The 24,049-nt window shown below is 66.2% G+C and carries 20 protein-coding genes, 1 tRNA gene and 4 pseudogenes; 10 read left to right on the top strand and 15 right to left on the bottom strand.

Annotation, left to right across the window (positions count from 1 at the left end; genetic code table 11):
- The first annotated feature begins 47 nt into the window (after window positions 1-47).
- From IHQ52_RS10915 to greA, 3 genes are all read left to right on the top strand, one after another.
- Window positions 48-506 carry a DUF4307 domain-containing protein gene (locus IHQ52_RS10915; RefSeq protein WP_006434389.1) on the top strand — a complete coding sequence of 153 codons (459 nt, stop codon included), beginning with the start codon at window positions 48-50 and terminating at the stop codon, window positions 504-506.
- A complete protein-coding gene (locus IHQ52_RS10910) occupies window positions 503-1,279 on the top strand; it encodes a queuosine precursor transporter (protein WP_006434388.1) in 777 nt (258 codons plus the stop codon). Before IHQ52_RS10915 ends, IHQ52_RS10910 begins: the two co-directional genes overlap by 4 nt.
- Window positions 1,280-1,408: 129 nt before the next feature.
- Window positions 1,409-1,903: a transcription elongation factor GreA gene (gene greA / locus IHQ52_RS10905; RefSeq protein ID WP_006434387.1), complete on the top strand. Its 495-nt coding sequence runs from the start codon at window positions 1,409-1,411 to the stop codon at window positions 1,901-1,903.
- A 97-nt stretch (window positions 1,904-2,000) separates the two neighbouring features.
- Here the strand turns inward: greA and IHQ52_RS10900 are convergent.
- The 3 genes and pseudogenes from IHQ52_RS10900 to IHQ52_RS10890 form a co-directional block, all read right to left on the bottom strand.
- Window positions 2,001-2,297 (bottom strand): annotated as a pseudogene (locus IHQ52_RS10900) (DUF4352 domain-containing protein); the annotation flags it as partial.
- A 30-nt stretch (window positions 2,298-2,327) separates the two neighbouring features.
- The gene (locus tag IHQ52_RS10895) at window positions 2,328-2,762 is read right to left on the bottom strand and encodes an Ltp family lipoprotein (RefSeq protein WP_006434385.1); all 435 of its coding nucleotides are present in this window, start codon (window positions 2,760-2,762) and stop codon (window positions 2,328-2,330) included.
- A gap of 125 nt (window positions 2,763-2,887) precedes the next feature.
- Window positions 2,888-4,289, bottom strand: a pseudogene (locus IHQ52_RS10890) (HNH endonuclease).
- Window positions 4,290-4,488: 199 nt separating this feature from the next.
- On the opposite strand from IHQ52_RS10890, the gene IHQ52_RS10885 reads away from it, so the two are divergent.
- Entirely contained in the window at window positions 4,489-5,007 is a 519-nt protein-coding gene (locus tag IHQ52_RS10885) for an SRPBCC family protein (RefSeq protein WP_006434382.1), read from the top strand.
- Window positions 5,008-5,022: 15 nt separating this feature from the next.
- Here IHQ52_RS10885 and IHQ52_RS10880 read toward each other — a convergent pair whose 3' ends face one another.
- Complete coding sequence (locus IHQ52_RS10880; RefSeq protein WP_152528535.1) at window positions 5,023-5,520, bottom strand: hypothetical protein; 498 nt, start codon at window positions 5,518-5,520, stop codon at window positions 5,023-5,025.
- Between the two features lie 162 nt (window positions 5,521-5,682).
- Here IHQ52_RS10880 and IHQ52_RS10875 point away from each other — a divergent pair, with 162 nt between their 5' ends.
- The gene (locus IHQ52_RS10875; protein ID WP_238064246.1) at window positions 5,683-7,002 is read left to right on the top strand and encodes an IS256 family transposase; all 1,320 of its coding nucleotides are present in this window, start codon (window positions 5,683-5,685) and stop codon (window positions 7,000-7,002) included.
- A gap of 34 nt (window positions 7,003-7,036) precedes the next feature.
- Here the strand turns inward: IHQ52_RS10875 and IHQ52_RS10870 are convergent.
- From IHQ52_RS10870 to IHQ52_RS10855, 4 genes and pseudogenes are all read right to left on the bottom strand, one after another.
- A pseudogene (locus IHQ52_RS10870) lies at window positions 7,037-8,492 on the bottom strand (IS30 family transposase).
- A 371-nt stretch (window positions 8,493-8,863) separates the two neighbouring features.
- Window positions 8,864-10,063, bottom strand: coding sequence for a threonine ammonia-lyase (gene ilvA, locus IHQ52_RS10865; protein ID WP_006434380.1), 1,200 nt, complete (start codon window positions 10,061-10,063; stop codon window positions 8,864-8,866).
- Between the two features lie 24 nt (window positions 10,064-10,087).
- Window positions 10,088-11,260 carry a cystathionine gamma-synthase gene (locus IHQ52_RS10860; RefSeq protein ID WP_006434379.1) on the bottom strand — a complete coding sequence of 391 codons (1,173 nt, stop codon included), beginning with the start codon at window positions 11,258-11,260 and terminating at the stop codon, window positions 10,088-10,090.
- A 12-nt stretch (window positions 11,261-11,272) separates the two neighbouring features.
- Complete coding sequence (locus IHQ52_RS10855; RefSeq protein ID WP_006434378.1) at window positions 11,273-12,667, bottom strand: cystathionine beta-synthase; 1,395 nt, start codon at window positions 12,665-12,667, stop codon at window positions 11,273-11,275.
- A 79-nt stretch (window positions 12,668-12,746) separates the two neighbouring features.
- On the opposite strand from IHQ52_RS10855, the gene IHQ52_RS10850 reads away from it, so the two are divergent.
- Complete coding sequence (locus IHQ52_RS10850) at window positions 12,747-13,694, top strand: SGNH/GDSL hydrolase family protein (protein ID WP_174324696.1); 948 nt, start codon at window positions 12,747-12,749, stop codon at window positions 13,692-13,694.
- 64 nt (window positions 13,695-13,758) lie between these two features.
- Window positions 13,759-14,982 (top strand): acetyl-CoA C-acetyltransferase, encoded by a 1,224-nt coding sequence (locus tag IHQ52_RS10845; protein ID WP_006434376.1) that lies wholly within the window; start codon window positions 13,759-13,761, stop codon window positions 14,980-14,982.
- Between the two features lie 15 nt (window positions 14,983-14,997).
- Here IHQ52_RS10845 and IHQ52_RS10840 read toward each other — a convergent pair whose 3' ends face one another.
- From IHQ52_RS10840 to IHQ52_RS10820, 5 genes and pseudogenes are all read right to left on the bottom strand, one after another.
- Complete coding sequence (locus IHQ52_RS10840; protein ID WP_024497782.1) at window positions 14,998-15,558, bottom strand: DUF6790 family protein; 561 nt, start codon at window positions 15,556-15,558, stop codon at window positions 14,998-15,000.
- Window positions 15,559-15,693: 135 nt separating this feature from the next.
- Window positions 15,694-16,557 carry a Bax inhibitor-1/YccA family protein gene (locus IHQ52_RS10835; RefSeq protein WP_006434374.1) on the bottom strand — a complete coding sequence of 288 codons (864 nt, stop codon included), beginning with the start codon at window positions 16,555-16,557 and terminating at the stop codon, window positions 15,694-15,696.
- A gap of 130 nt (window positions 16,558-16,687) precedes the next feature.
- The gene (locus IHQ52_RS10830) at window positions 16,688-17,386 is read right to left on the bottom strand and encodes a TetR/AcrR family transcriptional regulator (protein WP_182156258.1); all 699 of its coding nucleotides are present in this window, start codon (window positions 17,384-17,386) and stop codon (window positions 16,688-16,690) included.
- Window positions 17,343-19,628, bottom strand: a complete 2,286-nt coding sequence (locus IHQ52_RS10825; protein ID WP_220455797.1) for an MMPL family transporter — start codon at window positions 19,626-19,628, stop codon at window positions 17,343-17,345. The genes IHQ52_RS10830 and IHQ52_RS10825 overlap by 44 nt, the downstream gene beginning before the upstream one ends.
- A 99-nt stretch (window positions 19,629-19,727) precedes the next feature.
- A pseudogene (locus tag IHQ52_RS10820) lies at window positions 19,728-20,977 on the bottom strand (oxygenase MpaB family protein).
- Between the two features lie 77 nt (window positions 20,978-21,054).
- Between IHQ52_RS10820 and IHQ52_RS10815 the strand changes: the two are divergent.
- Window positions 21,055-21,128 (top strand) — tRNA-Leu (locus tag IHQ52_RS10815).
- 35 nt (window positions 21,129-21,163) lie between these two features.
- Here the strand turns inward: IHQ52_RS10815 and IHQ52_RS10810 are convergent.
- Together IHQ52_RS10810 and IHQ52_RS10805 are read right to left on the bottom strand one after the other, a co-directional pair.
- Entirely contained in the window at window positions 21,164-22,021 is an 858-nt protein-coding gene (locus tag IHQ52_RS10810; protein WP_238064245.1) for an SGNH/GDSL hydrolase family protein, read from the bottom strand.
- Between the two features lie 91 nt (window positions 22,022-22,112).
- Window positions 22,113-22,940 (bottom strand): SDR family NAD(P)-dependent oxidoreductase, encoded by an 828-nt coding sequence (locus tag IHQ52_RS10805; RefSeq protein WP_006434368.1) that lies wholly within the window; start codon window positions 22,938-22,940, stop codon window positions 22,113-22,115.
- A gap of 117 nt (window positions 22,941-23,057) precedes the next feature.
- Here IHQ52_RS10805 and IHQ52_RS10800 point away from each other — a divergent pair, with 117 nt between their 5' ends.
- Entirely contained in the window at window positions 23,058-23,273 is a 216-nt protein-coding gene (locus tag IHQ52_RS10800) for a hypothetical protein (RefSeq protein ID WP_182156260.1), read from the top strand.
- Between the two features lie 101 nt (window positions 23,274-23,374).
- Window positions 23,375-24,049: a TetR/AcrR family transcriptional regulator gene (locus IHQ52_RS10795; RefSeq protein WP_024497786.1), complete on the top strand. Its 675-nt coding sequence runs from the start codon at window positions 23,375-23,377 to the stop codon at window positions 24,047-24,049.

Raw genomic sequence — 24,049 nt, 5'->3', positions numbered from 1 at the left:
GTTCCTCACCTTCGGATCGCTACTCGTCCCATGGTAGGTATTGACGCGTGAACAGTTCGGATGGGGGCGCCGCAGAGCGCCCTCGCAGCGGCCCGCGCGCGACCTACCCGGAGCATTCCGCGACCGCTCAGACCCGTCGGCGCTGGTTCGTCGCGCTGTCGATACTCGTCGTGGTGGCCGGCGTCACGCTGGCGGCGATCGGGTACAGCAAGTTCGGCACCGCCGACGTGTCCGGCGAGGCCACCGGCTACGAGATCCTCGACAGCAACACCGTCGCCGTGCAGTTCACCGTCGACCGCTCCGACCCGAGCAAGCCCGCCGCCTGTGTGGTGCGTGGACGATCGAAGGACGGCAGCGAGACCGGGCGCCGCGAGATCCTGATCCCGGCCGACTCCGCCGAGCGGATCGGTGTCCGCACCGAGGTCACCACCTCCAAACCCCCGGTGATCGGTGAGGTCTTCGGTTGCACCGTCAACGTGCCCGCCTACCTGCAGCCCGAGTCGTGAGCACCCGGCAGGCCAGACCAGGCGAGACACCGGCACCCCGCGCGGCGTTCGCCGCAATCGGTAGCCGCTACTTCCCGCTGCTCGTCGGGCTGTTCGTCGGCGTGATGCTGATCAGCAACGTCACCGGCACGAAGGGTGTCGTGCTGTTCGACGACTGGCTCGACGTCGACCTCGGCCCCATCCACATGCAGGGCCTCGTCACCGACGGCGCGTTCTTCCTGTTCCCGCTCGCCTACGTCCTGGGCGACGTGATCAGTGAGGTGTACGGGTTCCGCGCGATGCGCCGCACGATCCTGGCCGGTTTCGCCGTCCTCGTTCTCGCGTCGTTGTGTTTCTGGCTGACGATTCAGCTCCCCGCCGCCGATTTCTACGAAGGCCAAGAGGCTTTCGAAACCGTCGCCGGCGTCGTTCCACAATTCCTACTTGCCGGACTTGCCGGATATGTGGTGGGCGAGTTCCTGAATTCATTCGTGTTGGTCAAAATGAAAGAGCGCGCCGGTGAGCGACATTTGTGGGCGCGCCTTTTGGGATCGACCGTCGTCGGCGAATTCGCGGACACCCTCGTCTTCTGTTCGATCGCCGCATCTGCACTGGGTATCTCCACGTGGGGGGACTTCGTCAACTACACCGTTGTCGGGTTTGTCTGGAAGACAATGGTCGAGATCGTCATCATGCCGGTGACGTATTTCGTTGTCGGATGGCTGAAACGAGCCGAGCCCACCTATCAGGAAGCACTCGACGCGGCAACCGCCCGCACAACGGATGTGCCATAGGTCTCGTCGGCTGGTAAGATGGTCGGATACACGGCTCCGCGAGGGGTCGTGTTGCTGCATTTTTAGCGTCCAAATGTCGCGCGGTGAAAAAAGTCGCAACGCGGCGCGGGCAACACGAAGGAGTGACCGATGACCGACACCCAGGTGACCTGGTTGACCCAAGAGTCGCACGATCGCCTCAAGAGCGAGCTCGACTCATTGATCGCCAATCGTCCGGTCATTGCTGCCGAGATCAATGAGCGACGTGAAGAGGGCGACCTCAAGGAGAACGGTGGCTACCACGCTGCCCGCGAGGAGCAGGGCCAGCAGGAGGCGCGCATCCGCCAGCTCCAGGAGCTGCTGAACAACGCCAAGGTCGGCGAGGCGCCGACCCAGTCCGGCGTCGCCCTGCCCGGCTCCGTCGTGACCGTCTACTACGACGGCGACGAGAAGGACTCCGAGACCTTCCTGATCGCGACCCGCGAAGAGGGCGCGTCGGGCGGCAAGCTCGAGACCTACTCCCCCAGCTCGCCCCTGGGCTCCGCACTGATCGACGCCAAGGTCGGCGAGACGCGTGAGTACTCCGTGCCCAGCGGCGCGACAATCAAGGTGACCCTCGTCAGCGCGGAGCCGTACCACAGCTGACCGAGCCACGCCGAAATCACGAATCGGTGGCACCAATGCGCATCAGATGCGCAATGGTGCCACCGATTTCGTTTATACGACGTAGGGACGAATCGGGTCAGCCGAGGTTCACCTTCACGCCGCCGGAGAACATCGAATCGTGGAGCTCGATGGTTGCCGGCTTGGCATCCGCGGGCATGTCGTAGACGACCTTGACGTCGACGGTGTTGCCGGGATTGATGTTGTCCCAAACGGGAATGTCACTGCCGCCCAGTGCAATCTGCGCGGTGGCGTTCGGCTCGAAGCTACGTCCCTGGTCGTCGAAGAGCTTCTGATCGCTGGGCGAGAAGCCCTTCGGCTCCTTGCTCGTGTTCTTCACCGTCAAGGTGACGATCACGAACTGACCCTGAGCCTCCTACAACGGGTCTGGCAGATCTGGCAGATCCTAGCTGTGATCGGCCCCGTAAACGGCCTGCTCGCTGGTGAATCCCTCGAACTCCAACTGTTCGATAAGGCCCTGTCGCGAGAACGGGGAATACTCGCGGTACTCACGGGCCTTCTTTGCCGCCTGGTCATACCAGTTCACCCCGCCATCGGCTTCGAGCTGATTGACCGCGGCCGACGAGTCCGAAGACGAGAAACCCTCGTACTCCAGTTGGTCGATCAATCCCGACTTCGAGAAACTGGTGTACGCGAGGTAGTCCCTCGCCTTGGCGACCGCGTTCGACACCTCCGACACGAGTTCGATCACGGGAGTCTGCGCGCTCGGCGCCGCGTGCGGAGAGGCGGTGGTCCCGAAACCGGCCACGACACCGATCATCATCACGAACGCGGCGAGGACACCTGCCGCCCACGGCCACTTCTTCTGGGAGTCGATCATCGTTCTTCCTTCTTTCAGGTGCAGCTCTGGGAAGCTGAGCCGCGTCTGAGAGCAAGGTGTCACGGGGGTACGACAAAAACGTTGCCGCACAGTGTCATCCGATCGGACGAATCCTCGCTCGCATGTCACGCAGCCGCGGTGACGGCACTCGCTGCAGTCTGGCGTTCTCGCCACTCCCACACGGCGTAGATCACCTCGGTCGCGTACCCGAGGTCGAGTTTCCCGCCACCGATAGGCACAGTCGCATCCACAGCGATCTTCGAGTCTGGCTGCCACAGCCCGGGCGCACATGTCGCTGGACTCACCTCGATCACCGAACCACCCGGCATGTGGAACGTGAACCGCTGCTGTCCATGGCCGCGGATCGCGAACTCGCCCCGATGCAACGCCCGATGACAGGAACCACACAACAAGATCAGGTTGTCCAACTCGGTCTCCCCACCCGCCGACCAGAACACCACATGATGCGCATGCAAATGCCGCGTCCGCTCACACCCCGGCGTCTGACAGCACCGATCCCGCAGGAACAACGCCCTGACCAGCGCCTTGTTCGGAGTTCGCCGCTTGCGCCCCAACCCCAACAACGCCAACTTCCCCGGATCACCAGGAACCCTGGCAGACAACACCTCCCGCGTCACCGCCCCACACCGAGCCTCCTCCAACTCTGCCTCCGACAACGCCGGACCGTCATCCAGATGCGCATGCTCCACCCCATCCCCCGCGTGAATCAGAATCTCCGCCCCGGGCGCCAGGTCCGGCATCGCGATCCCGTCATGCACCATGTCGGCCATCGCCACCACCGCCGGCGCCACATTCGACGGCACCTGCCGCCACAGATCCCGACGATTCGCCGGCTTCACCTCCGAATCCCGCTCACCGGACTCGGTCTCCAACTCGCCCGGAGTGTTCCGCGGAAACACTCTCCCGCGCGGGAAGATCCCCATCGTCGGCCGTGCGAGCCCGCTCATACTCCGCCCGCACCGCACCCGCCAGGAACCGCGCACCATCCAACGGCGACAACGTCAACGACACCGACAACGACCCATCGACATTCCACTTCCACCGACCCCACGACTCCACCGGCGCCACGAGCTCCCCCTTCTCGTTGTGCCCGCGATCGATCTGACGCATCGCCCGCACCGCCTTCTCCACCTGCGACGCCGTGCACGACAACGCCAGATTCACCAACTCCTGCTCCCGCAACGGAGTCGCCACCCGCGTCAACGCCCGCACCTTCGAATACGTCAACCGCCCCGCACCGAACGCCTCACGGATCAGCGGCAACTCCCGCAATGATTTGGCCACCCGCACCTGCTCATGCGCCGTCCGCTGCGAAATCCCCGCCTTCCACGACAACCACTGCGCCAACGAATGAATCCCCGGACCCCGCCACGACTCCCGCTCATCCAACTCCGCCACCAGCGACAAGAACTCCGCGGTCAACGCCGTGATCTGCGCGGCATAACCCAACACCCGAACCTCGAGCACCTCATCAGACAACGACGCCGGATCCGCACCGTCGAACATCGACGACACACCCTCGGCGCGTAACGCGGTAACGGACATCCCGACCCCCCAGCCAGTTCGAACACTTATACGAACAAGCTACCGGCGGCCACCGACAATTCCGCAGGTCACAGACTCGCGAGCGTTCCGCGGAACACACCACGCCCGGCGGTACGCCGAACCACCTGTGAGACCAACCCGCCGGTGCTTCAATGGGCCCATGTCACGTTCCTATGCACTGGAGACCTTCGACCTCGACTTCTTCGACGATGCACCGGTGCGCCACGTGATCGACGTCCGGCTGCCGGTCACGCCACAGCGGGCGTGGGCAGAGTTCACCCGCCAGAACACTCTCGACTGGTGTCGGGCGATCAAGTCGATCCAGTTCACCTCGCCACCTCCCTATGGCGCCGGCGCGACCCGCAAGGCGGTCCTCGGCCCGGGCTACGTGACGCTCCAGGAAGACTTCTTCCACTGGACCGAGGACGCCGAAGCAGGCCGGTACCACAATGCATTCCGGGTCAAGAGCGCCAACGTCCCGGGTATCCGCCGCTTCGGTGAGGCCACTCAGATCGACCCCGCCGACGTCGGCTGTCGCCTGCGGTGGACCTTCGCTCTCGAGCTGCCGACCAAGTCCAAGGCCGTCACCGCGTTCTCCGGCCCGGCGTCGTCCACCGTCTACAAGACGATCGAGGCCGACACCCTCAAGCACTTCGCGAATCTCGAACCGGCGCAATAGTCGCCGGCCCTTGGGTCACGCTGCTGAGACGATCGCAGTCTTCCGATCGAGCAATTCGACCCGTAGAGACGGAGACCCACCTAGTCCAACCTCGTCAACGAGTGCAGCCAGCAACCGGACCGGCCGCGAATCGCCACTGGCGCGAACGCCTATCGGCGTCAGCAGAAAGATGGCTGCCTCCGCGACAACGATCAACGGGCGGTACGACTCCGAAGCATGCGCGCGGCGTAGCCCTCTATGCCTGCTGAGGACATGGAAAGCCACGCCATCGTGCGTCTCGTCGGGCGACTCTCTGATCGTCACGTTTGCGGGGTACCAATAGAGCCCATCGATCGACACTTCCCGCGCCGACGGCCCGCTAATGGTGTCATCGATGCGATGACTCCCCACCGATGTCTCGAAGAGCACAAAGCCCACCTCGTCACGCCTCGCCGAGTTGAGGATCTCCAAGAGTTCCGAGGGGTGATAGGACTGGCTCGCGCTGGCCAACACCGGTATCGCCGACTCTCTCACCCATATCAGTGGTGCGTGGGGAAGTGGAGCAATGATCAGAACCTGTGGATGACCCTCGGTGAGGGGGCGTTGAAAGTGGGCGCACCTTCCCGAGGATGATCTGAATATCCGAAGGTCCGATCATGATCCGGCGTTGGCGCGCTGGTTCGGGAAGGTACGCCCATGCTCACCGTAGTTCACGATGCCACCGAGGCCACTGAAAGCACCGGCGGTGCCGGTCGGTCGTTATTGGACGAGATCGTCCGCGACGGCGCCCGGCAGATGCTGGCTGCAGCACTCAAAGCCGAGGTCGCCGCCTACGTGGCCCAGTTCGCCGACCAGCTCGATGAGGACGGCCATCGGTTGGTGGTCCGCAACGGCTACCACCAGCCGCGTGAGGTGCTGACCGCGGCCGGCGCGGTCAAGGTGAAGGCGCCGCGGGTCAACGACCGCCGCGTGGACCCCGATACCGGTGTGCGGCAGCGGTTTTCCTCGGCGATCCTGCCGGCGTGGGCACGTAAGTCTCCGCAGATGAGTGAGGTGTTGCCGCTGCTGTACCTGCATGGGCTGTCCAGCGGCGACTTCACTGCGGCGTTGGAGCAGTTCCTCGGCTCGGGTGCGGGGTTGTCGGCCTCGACGATCACCCGGCTGACCGCGCAGTGGCAGGACGAAGCCGCGGCGTTCGGGCGCCGTGATCTGTCCGGTACCGACTACGTCTACCTGTGGGTCGACGGCATCCACCTCAAGGTGCGCCTGGAGCAGACCAAACTGTGCCTGCTGGTGATGATTGGCGTGCGTACTGATGGCCGCAAGGAGCTGGTGGCGATCACCGACGGGTATCGGGAGTCCACCGAGTCGTGGACCGACCTGCTACGCGACTGCAAACGCCGCGGGATGACTGCCCCGGTGCTGGCCGTGGGCGATGGCGCCCTCGGGTTCTGGAAGGCGGTCCGCGAAGTGTTCCCAGCGACCCGTGAGCAGCGGTGCTGGTTTCACAAGCAGGCCAATGTCCTTGCCGCACTGCCTAAGTCGGCACATCCGTCGGCGTTGGCGGCGATCAAGGATATCTACAACGCCGAGGACATCGACAAGGCACAGGTCGCGGTCAAGGCATTCGAGGTCGACTTCGGCGCCAAATACCCCAAGGCCGTCGCCAAGATCACCGACGACCTTGACACCCTGCTTGAGTTCTACAAGTACCCGGCCGAGCATTGGATTCACCTGCGCACGACCAACCCGATCGAAAGCACTTTCGCCACGGTGCGACTTCGGACCAAGGTCACCAAGGGGCCTGGATCACGCGCGGCCGGGATTGCCATGGCCTACAAGTTGATAGACGCCGCACAAGCCCGCTGGCGGGCCGTCAACGCCCCGCATCTGGTCGCCCTGGTCCGTGCCGGCGCGGTCTTCCACAAAGGCAAACTGCTCGAACGGCCCACCGACATCACCCCACCGCAACCGCCTTCAAACGGTGACGAGCGCACCGGAACGGTGGTCGCCTGAAACACCCCGATCCACAGGTCTTGACAAGGCGCGTTCAATCGGTCGATGCAACACCGGGTTGTTGTACCGAGTGTAGTTGTTCGCCAAAGACTTCGGCGGGGGTCTTCCAGTTGAGGACTTTTCTAGGACGGCTGTTGAGGGTGTAGGCGATAGCCTCGAGGTCCTCAGCTGACCACCGCGACAGATCAGTTCCCTTAGGAAAATATTGACGCAGAACACCATTGGTGTTCTCGTTCGACGGTCGCTGCCACGGTGAGTGCGGATCGGCGAAGAACACCTGCGTTCCGGTGTCCATCGCGAACTGGGCGTGAGCAGACAGTTCCTTGCCGCGATCCCACGTCAACGTTTTGCGCAACTGCTGCGGCAGCACGGCCATCGACGACTGTCAGTCCTGCATTCATCGCGATGGCACCGTAGCCACCGAGTGCGGGCCCGTTCTTCACAGGCGGCTGCTCACCCCCGCCCTTCTGGCGTGGCAGATGCACCAGAAGTGTTGCACGACTACGACATTCAACGATAGTGCCGATCGCCGATCTCCCAGTTCCGATAATCAGATCACCCTCCCAGTGCCCGGGGACGGCACGGTCCTCGGCCTCGGCAGGGCGCTGACTGAACACGACGTCGGAGGTGACGTGACCCTGCGGCTTGTTGCGCGAGCGGACCCGCGGCTCCCTCAGTGCACGTCCGGTGCGCAGGCACGCCACCAGCTCACGTTTGAGCGCGCCGCGGCCCTCGATGAACAGGGACTGGTAGATCGCCTCGTGACTGATACGCATGGATTCATCATCGGGGAAGTCGACCTTCAAACGCTGGGAGATCTGCTCTGGACTCCACGCCAGCGACCACCGCCGGTCGGCACGGTGCGGTTTGTTAAGCCCCTTCCACGGTGGTGGCGTGGGGCCCGCAGCGATCGTGCCATCGGGACGGCGGACAACGCCGGCCAGGCGGTGCTGTACGTACTCCCGCAACTCGACGTGGGCCACGAGCGTCGCTGTTTTTGGGCGCTTGGCGGCCTGCTGGGCTTTCCACTGCGCCACCAACGCCCGATACTCGAGCTTCCCGCTCCTGGTTGCGGCGTTGCGCCGTAGCTCACGCGAGATCGTGGCCGGACTGCGCCCGATCCGCCGTGCGATCTCACGCACCCCACGATCCTGGGCGCGTAGCAGCGCGATCTCTTCCCGTTCGGCGAACGATAGATAGCGGCCCGAAGGCTCATCCAGACTCAGGAGCCTCATGCCGCCAGCGTGGCGGAACCAGCGTGTACCCACCGGCACCGACACACCGACAGCGATCGATGCCTGCGCCGTGCTCACCCCCGTCGCGACCACCCGCCAAAACTCACGTTGCACCTGCCGCGACGGCTCCGGCCGCCCCGGCGATCGCATCGCCGGCCGAAGTGCACGATCAGCACGCCACTGCCGACGAACACCTACCGCCACATCGCTGGTCTTCCAACTCCAGTCCGCCGTAGCCACCGCGAACACCTCCATGATCATGGTGTTGCGACGACCAGTTGAATCCGCCCAATTTCTCTGGGGAAGTGTGAGCGTGGCATGTACGGAGTTCGTCAACGTCAAGTCGAGCCGGGACCGTGCCCTCGCGAGCCGAGACCGGCGAGCGATGTGCTCGCCACACAGCGGCCCATCGAGCGACTCCAGTTCTCCGAGAAGTGCTGCGCACCTACGCTTCAACCACCGCCAGCTCTCGTGCAGATCCTCCCGAATCCGCTCCGCGTGCTCAGGTCCCCAGGCCGACTCGGATGAGTGTGAACGTCTTCCCATGCACGGCAAGGTAAGTGCGCACCGAAGCCCGACGACGAGAAGACTGCACAGGCAACGGCCCCATCCACAACCTCGCCGAGCTAGTCCCGCAGAAACCCCGCCTCGCTCAGTGCGCGTCGCACGACGCGCTGATGGTCGGGTCCGCGCGTCTCGACACTGACCGTCACCTGCACCTCGCCTAGGTACAGATCGTCGGCGACGCGTGAATGCACGATGTCGATAACGCTCGCACCCTGGTCGCGGAGCAGTTCGAGCAGCGCGAGAAGTCCGCCCGGGCGGTCGGAGACGGTGGCGGTGAAGGTGAGGAATCGACCGGCCGCGGTGAGACCGTGAGTGGTCACGTGGCGCAGCAGCAACGGGTCGATGTTGCCGCCGGACAACACGACACACACTTGTCCCGACAGGTCGAGCGTGCCGCCCACCGCGGCGGCCACACCTGCCGCGCCCGCCGGTTCGACGACCATCTTCGCCCGTTCGAGCATCAGCAGGAGCGCCGTGCTGAGTTCTTCCTCGCTGACGGTCACGACCTCGTCGACGTATTCGGTGACGTGCTCGAACGGGACGTCGCCCGGCCGGGCCACGGCGATGCCGTCGGCCATGGTGTTCATCGACGCCGCGGGCACCGGACGCGTCGCCGCGAGCGACGTCGGCCATGCCGCGGCCTGGGCCGCCTGAACGCCGATGACTCGGACGTCCGGCCTCGACGCCCGTACCGCGGCCGCGACTCCGGCGAGCAGACCGCCGCCACCGAGGGGGACGACGATGGTCGTGACATCGGGCATCTGCCCGAGGATCTCCGTCCCGACCGTCGCCTGACCGGCAACGATGTCGAGGTGATCGAACGGATGGATCAGCACCGCACCGGTCTGATCCGCGAACCGCTGAGCCTCGACCAGCGCCTCATCCACCGTCTCACCGGCCAGAATCACTTCGGCGCCATAGGCTTTCGTCGCCGCGATCTTCGGCAAGGACGCGCCGGTCGGCATGTACACCCGTGCGTTGATCCCCAGCTCGGTCCCCGACCAGGCGACCCCTTGCGCGTGGTTGCCCGCACTCGCTGCGACGACGCCGCGTGCCCGCTCGTCGGCGGACAACCGGGAGATCCGCAGATAGGCACCCCGCGGCTTGAACGAGCCTGTTCGCTGCAGGTTCTCGCACTTCAGCCAGACGTCTGCCCCGCTTCGCTCGGACAGCACGCGGGACGCGATCACCGGCGTCCGCCGGATCACGCCGGACAGCTCGGCGGTCGCCTTCTCGATGTCTGCAGATGTGAGCAGCATTGGGCCAGTATCAACCGCAGGCTGTCAGCGCAGCGCGTTCTCCAGGTCGCCCAGGATGTCGTCGATGTCCTCGATGCCCACCGACAGACGAACCAGGTTGTCGGGAACCTCCAGCAACGAGCCGGCGGTCGACGCATGGGTCATCGCGCCGGGGTGTTCGATCAGGGACTCGATGCCGCCCAGCGACTCGGCGAGGGTGAAGACCTCGGTGCGGGCGCACAACTGCTTGGCCTCTTCGATGCCGCCCTTGACCAGCACCGACACCATGCCGCCGCAGCGCTTCATCTGCTTGGCGGCGACCGCATGGCCCGGGTGGTTCTCGAGTCCCGGGTACAGGACGGCGTCGATCTTGTCGTGCGAGCTCAGGAACTCGACGACCTTCTCGGCGTTGTCACAGTGGCGATCCATGCGGACGGCGAGCGTCTTGGTGCCGCGCATCGTGAGGTAGCCGTCGAACGGTCCGGGAACCGCACCGGCGCCGTTCTGCAGGAAGGCGAACGCCTCGTCGAGCTCTTCGCTGTCGGTGACCAGCGCACCACCGACGACATCGGAATGACCACCGAGGTACTTGGTGGTCGAGTGCAGGACGACATCGGCGCCGAGGGTCAGCGGCTGCTGCAGGTACGGGGAGGCGAAGGTGTTGTCCACCACGAGCTTCACGCCGGCCTCGTGCGCGATGGCGGCGAGGGTTTCGATGTCGCCGACGTTGAGCAGCGGGTTGGTGGGTGTCTCGGTCCAGACGAGCTTGGTCTCGGGACGGATCGCGTCGCGCACCGCGGCGACGTCGGACACCGGTGCCACCGAATAGGTGATGCCCCACTGGGTGAACACCTTGTCGATGAGTCGGAAGGTTCCGCCGTAGGCGTCGTTCGGGATCACCAGGTGGTCACCGGGACGCAGCGTCGAACGCAGCAGGCAGTCGGTGGCGGCCATACCGGACGCGAAAGCGCGACCGTAGGTTCCGTGTTCGAGTGCGGCGAGATTGGCTTCCAGCGCTCGTCGCGTCGGGTTGCCGGTGCGGGCGTACTCGAATCCGTCGCGCAGTCCACCGACGCCGTCCTGGGCGAAGGTCGAGCTGGCGTAGATCGGCACGTTCACCGCGCCGGTCTGGGGATCCGGATCGTATCCGGCGTGAATGGCGCGGGTCGAGAAACCTTGCCAGCGAACCGAATCCGCGGCGCTGCGTCGTTCACTCACAGTGGTGTGCTCCTATCCGACGATCGGGTGGCTCGAGACGAACGCGAGCAGGTCGTGGCGTGTGATGACGCCGATGGGCTTGCCGTCCTCGACGACCATCAGCGCATCGCTGTCGCCGAGTGCCTTGGTGGCGGCGCTGATCGGCTCACCGGAACCGATGAGCGGGAACGGATCTCCCATGTGCGCCGAGACCGGGTCGGCCAGGCTGGCGCGTCCCTCGAAGACGGCGCTGAGCAGGTCTCGCTCGGTGACCGCACCCGCGACCTCGCCGGCCATGACCGGCGGTTCGGCGCCGACGACGGGCATCTGGGACACCCCGTACTCGCGGAGGATCTCGATGGCGTCGCGCAACGTCTCCTGCGGGTGGGTGTGGACGAGGTCGGGCAGAGCACCGGTCTTGCCGCGCAGCACGTCGCCGACCAGCGACTCCTTGGCGTTGGCGTCCAGCGGGGTGCGGAGGAAGCCGTAGCTGCTCATCCACTCGTCGTTGAAGATCTTGGCCATGTAGCCGCGTCCGCCGTCCGGCAGGAGTACGACGACGAGGGCGTCGGGCCCCTCGCGCTCGGCGACCTGGAGGGCCGCGACGACGGCCATACCGCAGGAACCGCCGACGAGGAGCCCTTCCTCGCGGGCGAGGCGGCGGGTCATGTCGAAGGAGTCCGCGTCGGAGACCGCGATGATCTCGTCGGGGATCTCCGGGTCGTAGGCGGCCGGCCAGAAGTCCTCACCGACGCCTTCGACGAGGTACGGGCGTCCGGTGCCGCCGGAGTACACCGACCCCTCGGGGTCGACGCCGATGACCTTCACCGCACCGTTGGAGACCTCCTTGAGGTAGCGCCCGGTGCCGGTGATGGTGCCGCCGGTGCCGACGCCCGCCACGAAGTGCGTGACCTTCCCGTCAGTGTCGGCCCAGATCTCCGGGCCGGTGGTCTCGTAGTGACTCTGCGGGCCGGCCGGGTTGGCGTACTGGTTGGGCTTCCACCCGCCCTCGATCTCGCGAACCAGACGATCGGACACGCTGTAGTAGCTGTCGGGGTGCTCCGGCGGCACGGCGGTCGGGCACACGACGACCTCGGCACCGTAGGCACGCAGCACGTTGCGCTTGTCCTCGCCGACCTTGTCCGGGCAGACGAACACGCACTTGTATCCGCGCTGCTGCGCGACGAGTGCGAGACCGACTCCGGTGTTGCCGGACGTCGGCTCGATGATGGTGCCGCCGGGCTTGAGTTCACCGGAGGCCTCGGCGGCGTCGATCATCCGGACCGCGATGCGGTCCTTGCTGCTCCCGCCGGGATTGAGGTACTCCACCTTGGCCGCGACCAGCCCGGATCCGGGCGAGGTCACGGAATTCAGCTTGACCAGAGGGGTGTTGCCCACCAGGTCCACAACGTGATTGGCGATGCGCATGAGTCCATGGTCCCAGAACCGTCGTGGTCCCCGACACTCGGCCACCGACACCCGGCCGTCGACCTCTAGACTGGCGGCCGTGTCCGGTTGGAGTCGCAAGGTCGGTGCCGACAGTTGGGCCTGGGGCCGGGTCTGCCGCGACGTGGGCGCCACGGCGGCAGCCACTGCGGCCGGAGCAAGTGCCGGATGGGCGGTCTGGAACTACCTCAACGGCCAGGCCGCGACGGCCCGCACCGTGATCCCGCACCGCACCGACAACGCCCCCGACGGCGACGGCGTCTATCACCCGGACGGCCGGGTGACGCGGTACACCCGCGACACTGCGGTCGACCTGTTCCTGACCGTCTTCGGCGATTCCACCGCGGCCGGGCTCGGTGTCGACACGGCCGACGAGACGCCCGGTGTGCAGGTCGCACGACGAGTCGCGGCCGAGACCGGCAAGACCGTCCGCTACGCCAACAAGGCCATCGTCGGCGCGACGTCGAAGGGGTTGGCCGCCCAGATCGACGCGATGTTCATCGCCCACGAACGGCCGGATGTCGCGATCATCCTGATCGGCGCGAACGACGTGACGTCCCGCAACGGCATCCGCGCGTCGGCCCGCCGACTCGGCGACGCCGTGCGACTGCTCGTCGGCGGCGGCGCGAAGGTCGTCGTCGGCACCTGCCCCGACTTCGGCGTCATCACCGCCATCCCGCAGCCGCTGCGAACAGTGTTGCGGCAGTGGGGCCTTCGTTTGGCTGCAGCCCAACGCGCGGCGGTCCGTGCCGCGGGTGGGCGGTCGGTTCCGCTCGCCGACCTGATGGCCAAGGAGTTCCGGGCCCAGCTCGATTTCATGCTGTCCCCGGATCAATACCACCCCTCGGCGGCGGGATACGCGCTGGCCGCCGATATCCTGATGCCACCGGTCCTCGACGCCATCGGCGAGTGGGGTTCGGCACCGTTACCCGAACCTCCCGAGGAATCCCCGGCGGTGGAGGAGTCGCGCGTGGCCACCGGGCTCCGACGCCTGCTCAAGCAGGTGTGAGCGGCAGATGTGATCTACCACCCCATCAAACCAAGCATCTGCTTGGTTGGGGTAGCGTGGGCGCATGGCTGAAGCAGTGATCGTTTCCACCGCCCGCTCCCCGATCGGCCGCGCCGCCAAGGGATCCCTCAAAGACGTCCGTCCCGACGACCTGTCCCGCCAGATGGTGGAGGCGGCCCTCGCGAAGGTGCCCGAACTCGACCCGGCCGACATCGAGGACATCCACTGGGGCATCGGCCAGCCGGGCGGTCAGGGCGGCAACAACATCGCCCGCGTGATCGCCGTCGAACTCGGTTACGACCACATCCCCGGCGTCACGGTCAACCGCTACTGCTCGTCGTCGCTGCAGACCACACGTATGGCGCTGCACGCCATCAAGGCCGGCGAGGCCGACGTCATCATCTCCGGCGGCGTCGAGAGCGTGTCGAGCTTCGGGATCTCCGGCGGTGCCGACGGTGCCCCGAACTCCAAGAACCCGCTCTTCGACGACGCGATGGCGCGCACCGAACTCGCCGCCGCCGGCGACGCCGGGATCTGGCACGACCCCCGCCAGGACGGACTCATCCCCGACGTCTACATCGCGATGGGCCAGACCGCCGAGAACGTCGCGAGCTTCACCGGCATCTCGCGTGAGGACCAGGACCGCTGGGGCGTCCTCAGTCAGAACCGCGCGGAAGCGGCCATCAAGTCCGGCTTCTTCGCCCGCGAGATCGAACCGGTCACCCTGGCCGACGGCACCCAGGTCACCACCGACGACGGCCCGCGCGCGGGTACGACGTACGAGAAGATCTCGCAGCTCAAGCCGGTCTTCCGACCCGACGGCACCATCACCGCCGGCAACGCCTGCCCGCTCAACGACGGTGCCGCCGCGCTGGTCATCATGAGCGACACCAAGGCGAAGGAACTCGGCCTGACGCCGCTGGCGCGCGTCGTCGCCACCGCCGCCACCGGCCTGTCACCCGAGATCATGGGCCTCGGTCCGATCGAGGCGATCCGCAAGGTGCTCAAGATCTCCGGGATGTCGCTGTCCGACATCGACCTCGTGGAGATCAACGAGGCCTTCGCCGTCCAGGTGCTCGGCTCGGCGAACGAACTCGGCATCGACCACGACAAGCTGAACGTCTCGGGCGGCGCGATCGCTCTCGGCCACCCGTTCGGTATGACCGGTGCACGGATCACGACCACCCTGCTCAACAACCTCCGCACCCATGACAAGACCTTCGGCATCGAGTCGATGTGCGTCGGTGGCGGTCAGGGTATGGCCATGGTTCTCGAGCGCCTCAGCTGACCCGCGCGCAGTGCCTCAACTGACCGAGGTCTCCTCTCGCTCTTCGACGCCCCTCGCCGCGTTCGGTCCCAGGACCGCGACGCTGCGAGGGGTTGTTCGTCGATAGACGGCCCACGCGATCACGGTCCCGCCGACGATGTAGATCTCGGCGGGGATGGCCCACACGTTGTTCGTCGCCGTGTTGTCGTGGATGTAGTACTGCGAGATGTGCCCGGCGAGGTCGCCGCCGTAGCTGATCGCCAGCGCCCACACCGCGGCGTCGAGCCATCCGCCGCGGTTGCGGATCCGGAACGTCAGCAGGCAGATCAACCCCACGGCGATGTCGTTCCACCCGAGCTCCCACTGGAACATCGACGGGATGAAGTCCGGTCCGATGTCCTTGGCGATCTCCGGGGCATTCGGTCCGACGTGCCCGAAGCCGGCGAAGACGCCGAACACTCCGCCGGGTACGAGGATCCACAGCAGCACGAGTTCTGCATTGCGGCCGATGGTGCGTCGACGCGCCGACCGGTCCGCCAGGATGTGCACCATCGCGCCGACGATCATCAACGCGAGCTGAATCAGAAAAAACACCATCCCCGATGGTCGGCACAGCTCTTGTCCGCGGATGCCCACTTGACATCTATTTCCTCCGCACAGACGACAACGAACCCCACACCGGCGCGGGTGTGGGGTTCGTTGTGAATCGGATGCGGGACCGCCGCGTCGGAACTAGTCCGAGTTGAAGTAGCTCAGCAGGCGCAGGATCTCGACGTACAGCCAGACCAGGGTGACGGTCAGGCCGAGGGCGACGCCCCATGCTGCGCGGTCGGGCGCGCCGGCGCGGATGAGACGGTCCGCCGAGTCGAAGTCGAGCAGGAAGCTGAACGCCGCCAACGCGATGCAGACCAGCGAAAAGATGATCGCGATCGGACCGCCGTCGCGCAGGACACCGGCCTCGCCGGTGAACAGGCCGATCACCAGGTTGCCGACCATCAGCACGAGCACACCGATCATGCCGGCGAACAGCATGCGGGTGAAGCGCGGCGTGACGCGGATGGCGCCGATCTTGTACACGAACAGCATGCCGAAGAACACGCCGAACGTACCGAGAACCGCCTGTCCGATCAGGGCTCCGGCAGAGATGTCGCCGCCGACGACCAGGTTCGCGAAGGCGAAGGAGATCGAACCGACGAACAGTCCCTCGAATGCCGCGTAGGCGAGCACGATGGCCGGGTTGTCCTGCTTACGGCCGAAGCTCGCGATCAGGACGAGGACGAGACCGCCGATCGCACCGACCATCATCAGCGGCAGCGCGAGGCTGACCTGAGCGGACTCGGTGGCCCGGCTGCTGATGCCGAAGTAGGTCGCGACCGCGACGACGGTCAGGACGCCCAGAGTGATCGCGGTCTTGGTGACCACGTCGTCGATGGTGAGCTGCCGGGTGGCGGGCGGCGCCTGGGTGTAAGGGTCAGCTGCCTGACCGTATTTGTTCATCGCGACGCCGGTGCCGGCCGTGCCGGCCCCGAACCCCGCGTATCCGGATTGATTGTCGCGGACCACGCCGCGCATCACCGGATTGCTGCTCTCTCGCACGAAGCGCTCCTTAATCGGTACGGATCTATACCGTCTCAACGTCGAGCCATTCCTGTGAGTTCCCTGACGGGACGACAAGAGTGACCGTGTCGAATCCGACTTTACCGGCCCTTGACCATCTTGTCGTTCATCACTGTCTCTCGTGCTGCCGAGGCCGCAGGGTCGCCAGCCATGTCCGCGCGGTCTCGGGGTCCCCGCAGTCGGTGTGAGCGGACATCACCGCACGTCCGAGGCACACTGCCTTGAGCATGGACTCGGCGCGCTGGAAATCGTCCCCCCAGCCCAGTCCGGGTTTGGACAGCATCAGCGATGCGATGCCGTGCGCGGCGGCCCACAGTTCGAGGACCACGTCGTTCACGTCGTCGCGGCCGAACAACCCCTCGTCGGCGAGTTCGGTAACCGTGTCCACGAACCGGGTGTAGGCGCTGGCGGCCAGCACCTGGTCGACCTTGGACGGATGCGCGGCGTCGGCTGGTTTCCCGAAGGCCACGCGATAGAGCACCGGGGTCGCGACGGCGAACCGGACGTAGGCGAGGCCGAGCTGCAGCGCCCGCTCCAGCGGATCGTCTATGCCTTCGGTCGCGGAGGCCAACTGATCGTCGAGGCGCTCGAAGTAGCGGGCGCACACGGCGTCGAGAAGGGCGTCTTTGTCGGCGAAGTGCAGGTAGATCGACGGTGGCGTGACGCCGACGCGAGTGGCGACCCCCCGGATAGACATGCCCGTGTCGTCACCGTGCTCGACCAGCAGCTCGCCCGCGGCCTCGATGATCTCCTCGGCGAGGATCTCACCTGCTCCGCGAGGTGATCTCGCCCGTCTGCGTGTCGTCACTGTTCTCCTGCGCTCGGTTCTTCTCCTGTATCCGGTGTGGTTGTGGCGGGTCGTCCTCGGACACTTCCTCGGACAGACCGAAGCGGTCGTGGAGCTTCCTCAGCGGTGCCGGCGCCCACCAGTTGGCGCGTCCGGCGAGGCGCATGAACGCGGGCACCAGGAACATCCTGACCAGGGTCGCGTCCATCAGCACCGCCAGGGCCAGCCCCACCCCAAACATACGCATGAATGACACTTCCGAGGCCGCGATCGCGGCGAACACGATGCTCATCAGCAGGGCCGCCGCGGTGATCACCCGACCGGTGCGCGCAAGGCCCAGTGCCACGGCATGATCGCTGGCCGCGCGGGTGCGATCGGACTTCAGCCATTCCTCGCGCACGCGTCCGAGCAGGAAGACCTCGTAATCCATCGAGAGACCGAACGCCACACAGAACAGCAGCACCGGCATGGTCGCGTTCAGCGTCCCGGTGGCCGTGGTGCCGAGGCCGCCGAGGTGCCCCTCCTGGAAGAACCACACCATCGCGCCGAAGGTCGCCGACAGCGACAGGATGTTCAGGACCAGCGCCTTCAGCGGGAGGACCACGCTGCCGGTGAAGAGGAACAGCAGGACGAACGTGGCGATCGCGATGAGCGCGAGCACCCAGGGCAGGTGGGCGTAGATCGAGCCGACAGTGTCATCGGTGGTCGCCGCAAGCCCGGTGACGAGGATCTCGGTACCGTTCGGCGCGGGGACCGCGCGCAGGTCGTCGAGTTGCCCGATGCCGGCATCGCTGGTCGGGTCCCGGTCGGTCGACACGTTGAGGATGTGGACGTCGCCGCGACTGTCGTCGGGACTGCCGGGCGCGACCGCCTGACCCTCGACGAAGGTCCCGGCCGACGAGCCCGCCGAATTGACGTCGTCGACCTGCGACAGCGCCGATGTGTACGCGGCGAGTGACTGCTGCCCCACCGGCCCCTGTACGACGATGGTGACCGCCGAGGAGAGGTCGACCTCGTAGTCGTCGCGGATCTCCTGCTGGATGGCGTGCGAACTCGCGGACTCCGGCAGCACGCGGTCGTCGGGGAAGCCCATCTTGAGTGACAGGAACGGTGCGCCGAGGACCAACAGGAAGATGGTGACGACGGCTGCGACGGGGAGCGCATGGCGTAGGACCCACTGGACGAGGCGGTACCACCAGGTGTCCTCCGGTTCGCGAGGCTGCGACGGCTGCAGACGCAGCAGACGGCGCGCGGGTTTGCGGGCGTCGAGCGCATCGATCCGGTCGCCGAGGAGCATCAGCACGGCCGGGGTCACGATGAGCGCGGAGAGGGCCGCGACGGCCACGACGCCCAGCCCGGCGAAGGCGAACGAGCGCAGGAAGTATTGCGGGAACAGCACCAACGCACTCAGGGAGAGCGCAACCGTCACCGCCGAGAACGCCACGATGCGGCCCGCGGTGGCCAGGGTCCGGACGATCGCGTCGGGGCGGTCGCGTCCCCGCTCGACCTCCTCGCGGTAGCGCGTGAGCAGCAGCAACGTGTAATCGATCGCGAGCGCCAGACCCATTGCGGTGGTGAGGTTCAGCGCGAACACCGAGACGTCGGTGATCGAACCGATCACCCGCAGCAGCGCGAAGGTCAAGATGATCGAGACGATGCCGATGCCGACGGGAATCGCCGCGGCGATGAGCCCACCGAAGACGAAGATCAGCACGATGAAGGTGATGGGAATGGCGATCGCCTCGGCCATCAACAGGTCCGACGCGGTCTGTTCGTTGACCTGGGAGTACACGAGCGCCTGGCCGCCGACGCGGATCGAGATCCCGTCGCGCTCGCCGGTGAACGCCTCCTCGATCTCCGCCGCCCGGGCGGGAGCCAGATCCTCGCCGCCCTCGAGCGAGACGATGATCAGCGCCGACGTCCGGTCGCGGCTGACCAGCGCCGAGTCGAGCGCCGGGTCGGCCCAGACGGACAGGATCTGGTCCTGCACGTTCTCGTTCGCGTCGAGTTCACGGATGACGTTGTCCGCCACGCTTTTCGCGGTCGGATCACGCGAGATGTCGACACCGGCCGGACCGTCGAGCTTGAGGACGACCTGGATGCCCCCGCGATTGAACGTCTCGTCGAGTACCTTGTCGGCCTTTGCGGAGCCCGCGTTCGGATCGCTGTAACCGCCGGCCAGCAGATGCTCGGCGGCGGTCGCGCCGTACGCACCACACACCACGATGAGGATGAAGGCGCCGAGCAGCACCCTCTTCGGCATCGAGATGATCAGCCGTGTCAATCGAACCACCGTGCGCCCCCTCGCCTCGGTCGACTTTACGGCGTTAAGTTATCAGCAGTAACTTACCGGGTCAATGGATCAACCTGCGTGGATCACCGAGTGCGGGTCGTGAGCAGCCGCACGATTCATACCGACTCCACGACGCACCGTTCGGAGCTCCCGTTCGATGACCACCGATTCCGAACCGAGCAGTCCCGTGGCACGGATGATCTCCCGCAACCGGATCGCCGGACGCGCGACGTCCACCAGATGGTGAAGCGGTGAACGTCGCAAACCCATGCGGCGGGCCACCGGACGCTCCACCCACCGGGTGGAAATCGCGGAGAAAGACGACCGGAGAATGGGACCCGTGACCACGTCGAGCGCGGACACCAGCACCGCGGGCACCGGGATCGGCGCCGCGCCCTGCACGACGCCGGGGAGGTCATAGCCCTCGTGGAGCAACGCCTTGATGAGCACCTTCGACGAATCGTCCGGTTCGAGTTCGAACTCGGCGGCAACCCGGAACAGATCGGCCGCCTCGGCGTGACTGACCGGGAGCAGGTCGTCGTCGACGCCGACGACCCAGCCGATCCACCGCCACAGGTGTGATCGCCTCGCGTTCGGCGCTGCTGTAGTGGATGCCGAAGTCACGCGCGACCACCAGCGGCAGAGCCAGGAACCCGCACGAGATCGTCATCATCGAGTAGGTCTGGTTGATCGGCACTCCCCACGCATCTTCATCCCAGCCCGCGGCGTCCTCCCCGTCGACGCGATGGGGGTGGCGAAGGGTGTCCCGGATGTACGCGTGGAGGAGCCGAATGCGCAGTGTCGCAACCCAACCGGGATTTCCCGGCAACATCGCTCCGGGCGTGGTGGCCTCCGCGACCCAGCGCGCCGTGGACTGCACCCGATCGCGCGTCCCCAGCCCCGGGCGGCCCGTGGCGACCAAGGGCCGCACGAAACCCTGCGCCTTGTACCCGTAGATCAGCGACTGATAGAGCGTCGACGATTGCAGGGTGCCGAATCGCCACCACGCACGCGCCCCCGACGCCGCGATTGCCGCGTCGAACCACGTGGGCGGGGTGCTCGTCGCCCTGAGCAGTCGGCGCATCGACGCCGGCATCTCGATCCGGTCGGGATCATCAGGCGCGGCCGGATCCGCGTGGGACTCCAGGAGATCGACCAATGTCGAGAACGACATCCCGCGTTCGCGGGCCTCGACGACCACCGCGTCGGCGAGCGGGTCACCCTGGGAGAGGCCGACTTCCAGCCGTTCGACGAGTTCGGGATGCCGCGTCCGGACAGGCCTCCCAGTTCCGAGCGCCGGTCACCGCTGTCGCGTCCATGTCTCCGATGATCACCCGCTGCGGTGGGCGGGTCAAGGAAGAGGCAGGTCAAGGAACCTGACTATGCTCACCGGGAAGCCCCCATAGCCCAATTGGCAGAGGCAGCCGACTTAAAATCGGCACAGTGTCGGTTCGAGTCCGACTGGGGGCACTCGTTTCACAGGCGTCGACGACGATTCGGCGGACTCAGCGTGAGGTGCGCAGGTTCTCCGGCAGCGCCCTGGCGATCAGGCGGGCCATGGCCTGATTTCCTTTGAGGTTCTGGTGAAATCCGAGGTAGACACTGGTCGGCACGAAGCCCTCGAACCACTTGTCACGCGAGCACGCATCATGTCCCACGACCTGGTTCTGGATGTCGACGAAGATGGCGCCGTGACGCTCGGACACCTTCTCCAGGATCGTGTTGTACCTGCCGATGAAACTGTTCCGGATGAACGATATGTCGGCGTCGCTCGCCGGGTTGGCCGGATAGCACCCGCGGTCGCCGAAGTACCCACCCTGACCGACCACTGCGATGGCAGCGTCGGGTGCCCGCCCACGGACAGCCTCGAGCGACGAGTTGATCGCGGCCTCGAGCGCCCGCAGCCCGTGGTTGACCCCGTTCACATAGAAGGGATTGGTGCGGCAGCGCGAGTCCATACCCTCGATCGGCGCGATGCACCAGCGCGAGAGGTTGCCCCAGTCGGCATCATTGGCACCGATCGAGATCGTGATCAGGTCCGCGTCGGGACGCACCGCCTGGATCTGCGGCGGATGGACTCCATCCAAGCGCAGCTGCGGCACCGAGGTGATGTTCTCCCCTTTTGCGCCCGCACAGGCAACTGTGCGAAATGACGTCGCACCGATGGTCTTCGCGAGCAGGTTCGGGTAGGCAGTCTCCGAACGCGAGCACCCCTGGACCTGGGTGAGCGTGGTCGGGCTGGCCGCTCGCGAATCACCCAGGGCGATGTAGGTGAGTGTCTTGCGCGCCGCGTTCGGCGGCGCGGCAAGCGCCGGAGCGGCACCGAGCCCCACGACGACGGACACGGCAATCACAGCAGTCACGACACGGGTCACGAAGGTGCGTGCGGAGGACGGCCCGCGAGAGGATCGCATGGACCGCATTCAACCAGGAGGTCCCGCTCCCGGCTCGATGTCATCCGTTCCGACGACTCGACGACCGATACACGAATCGACCCACTTGCGCATACGCCATCCGCTCGCTCAACCGCGAACTCAGCCTGCGCGCACCGTTGAACACATGCGCATCCTTCCCGACCACCGCGCGGACCCGACCGTCGAGCGCCGCGTCGATGATCCGACGCGCGGCCTTCTCCGGAGCCATCGCGAAACCCTTCGCGACGGCCTCGGGGGTGCCGAGGGCCTGAGAGGTCTTGCGCACGAGATCGGTCCAGATGGTGCCCGGGATGACAGTGGTCACGGTGACCTTCGACTTCTTCCCCCGAAGATCCTGCGCGAGGCCGTACGCGAAGAGCGCGACCGCGGCCTTGCTGGCCCCGTAGAACGCGGCGCCCGGGAACGGCGCGAGCCCGGACAGACTCGACGTGATGAGGATCAGTCCACCTTCGGGGCGCTGTTCGAGGTCGGGCAGGAAGGCCCGGGTGAGCCACACGGTGCCGAAGTAGTTGACGCGCATGAGCAGATCGACGCGGTCGTCGCCGACTTCCGCGATCGGCTGTGTGTCCTGAGCGATCCCCGCGATGTTGAACAACCCGTCGACCTGACCGACTTCGGCGCGCACGATCCCCGGAAACCGTTGCACCGCTTCGCGATCGCCGATATCGAGCACATGGGAACGGAAGCGGGACAAGTCCACCGCGAGCCGCCCGGTCTCAGCGAGACCGACCTCGTTGATGTCCGCGCCGACCACCGTCGCACCTCGAGAGACGAGATCGAGTGCGACACAACGCCCGATACCGTTGCCCGCGCCTGTCACCACGAAGATCTTGCCGCCGACGTCCACGCACCCTCCTCGACCGAACCGCTGCGGGCACCCTAGCAAGCGCTAGGTCGGCCCGCCCCGTTCGGGACTCTTCGGCCGAATTGGTTCGTGTCGGCACCGTGGTGATGTACTCGTGGCATGTCCACCCAGGTCCTGGCCGCCGATTCCTCTGTCGCGCTCCTCACCCTCGGCATCTCGCTGTATTCGATCGCGATCCTGGTGTGCCTCGGCATCGCGATCAACGCGGCCCGTTTCGGGCGCCGACGCCTGGCGATCACCATGGGGTGGGTGGTCGGCGTACTGACGGTCGCCAGCGTGATCGTGGCGATCCTCAGCAGCGTGCACGGAGGTTAGCGCGCCGTGTGAGCCCCGCCACTCCGGACCCACCACTGAGACAACTCTTGCATTATGCACCCGCCTGCAAGTTTGCAGGTTCTTGCAACTACCGTAGAGGAGTGCACCCCTCCGGACTCCGCGAGGCCAAGAAGGCCGCCACGCGCAAGGCGCTCGCGCGCGCCGTGCTCCGCCTGTCGATCCGCGACGGCATCGAACACGTGACCATCGACGCGGTGGCCGCCGAGGCGAACGTCTCGGTCCGCACCTTCCACAACTACTTCGGCGGCAAAGAAGACGCGCTTCTCCACTTCGTCGACTCCCTGCTGGATTCGGTCATCGAACGGATCGAGGCCCGACCGGCCGGCGAGAGCTTCTGGTGTTCGGTCCGGACCGCGCTCATCGAGACCGCCACCTCACTCGACGTCGGCGAGCCGGCCGAGATCGTCGCGCTGCTGCGACTTCTCGACACTGACCCGGCACTCACCGCCCGAACGCGCGACATCGACCTCGATCAGACGTTCGAGGCCCGACTTGCCCAGCTCTACGATCGCCGCGGCCAGCGGGCCGACGCGATGTACCCACACCTGGTCGTCCACACGGCGATCACCACCGCGCGGGTGGCCCTCGAGTACTTCGTGGCACGCAGCGAGCGCGCCGCACATGCGTCCGGCGGATCCATGCCACCCGTCCTGTCCACCGTGCTCGAGTCCGCCTTCGACCAGATGTCGGCCGGTCTGGGGCGTCCCGTCCCGCTTCTGAACGACCTGGCCGACGCATCCCACAAGGAGCCCTGA

The organism is Gordonia amicalis (genome assembly GCF_022059885.1).
Lineage (GTDB): Bacteria > Actinomycetota > Actinomycetes > Mycobacteriales > Mycobacteriaceae > Gordonia > Gordonia amicalis.
This window is presented reverse-complemented; position numbering and strand designations above follow the sequence as displayed.

Coding starts and splice junctions, on each gene's coding strand:
- greA (WP_006434387.1), top strand. CDS start 1,409: ATGACCGACACCCAGGTGACCTGGTTGACCCAAGAGTCGCACGATCGC.
- IHQ52_RS10875 (WP_238064246.1), top strand. CDS start 5,683: ATGCTCACCGTAGTTCACGATGCCACCGAGGCCACTGAAAGCACCGGC.
- IHQ52_RS10800 (WP_182156260.1), top strand. CDS start 23,058: ATGTCCACCCAGGTCCTGGCCGCCGATTCCTCTGTCGCGCTCCTCACC.
- ilvA (WP_006434380.1), bottom strand. CDS start 10,063: ATGCTGCTCACATCTGCAGACATCGAGAAGGCGACCGCCGAGCTGTCC.
- IHQ52_RS10855 (WP_006434378.1), bottom strand. CDS start 12,667: ATGCGCATCGCCAATCACGTTGTGGACCTGGTGGGCAACACCCCTCTG.
- IHQ52_RS10845 (WP_006434376.1), top strand. CDS start 13,759: ATGGCTGAAGCAGTGATCGTTTCCACCGCCCGCTCCCCGATCGGCCGC.
- IHQ52_RS10840 (WP_024497782.1), bottom strand. CDS start 15,558: ATGGTGTTTTTTCTGATTCAGCTCGCGTTGATGATCGTCGGCGCGATG.
- IHQ52_RS10825 (WP_220455797.1), bottom strand. CDS start 19,628: ATGCCGAAGAGGGTGCTGCTCGGCGCCTTCATCCTCATCGTGGTGTGT.
- IHQ52_RS10885 (WP_006434382.1), top strand. CDS start 4,489: ATGTCACGTTCCTATGCACTGGAGACCTTCGACCTCGACTTCTTCGAC.
- IHQ52_RS10895 (WP_006434385.1), bottom strand. CDS start 2,762: ATGATCGACTCCCAGAAGAAGTGGCCGTGGGCGGCAGGTGTCCTCGCC.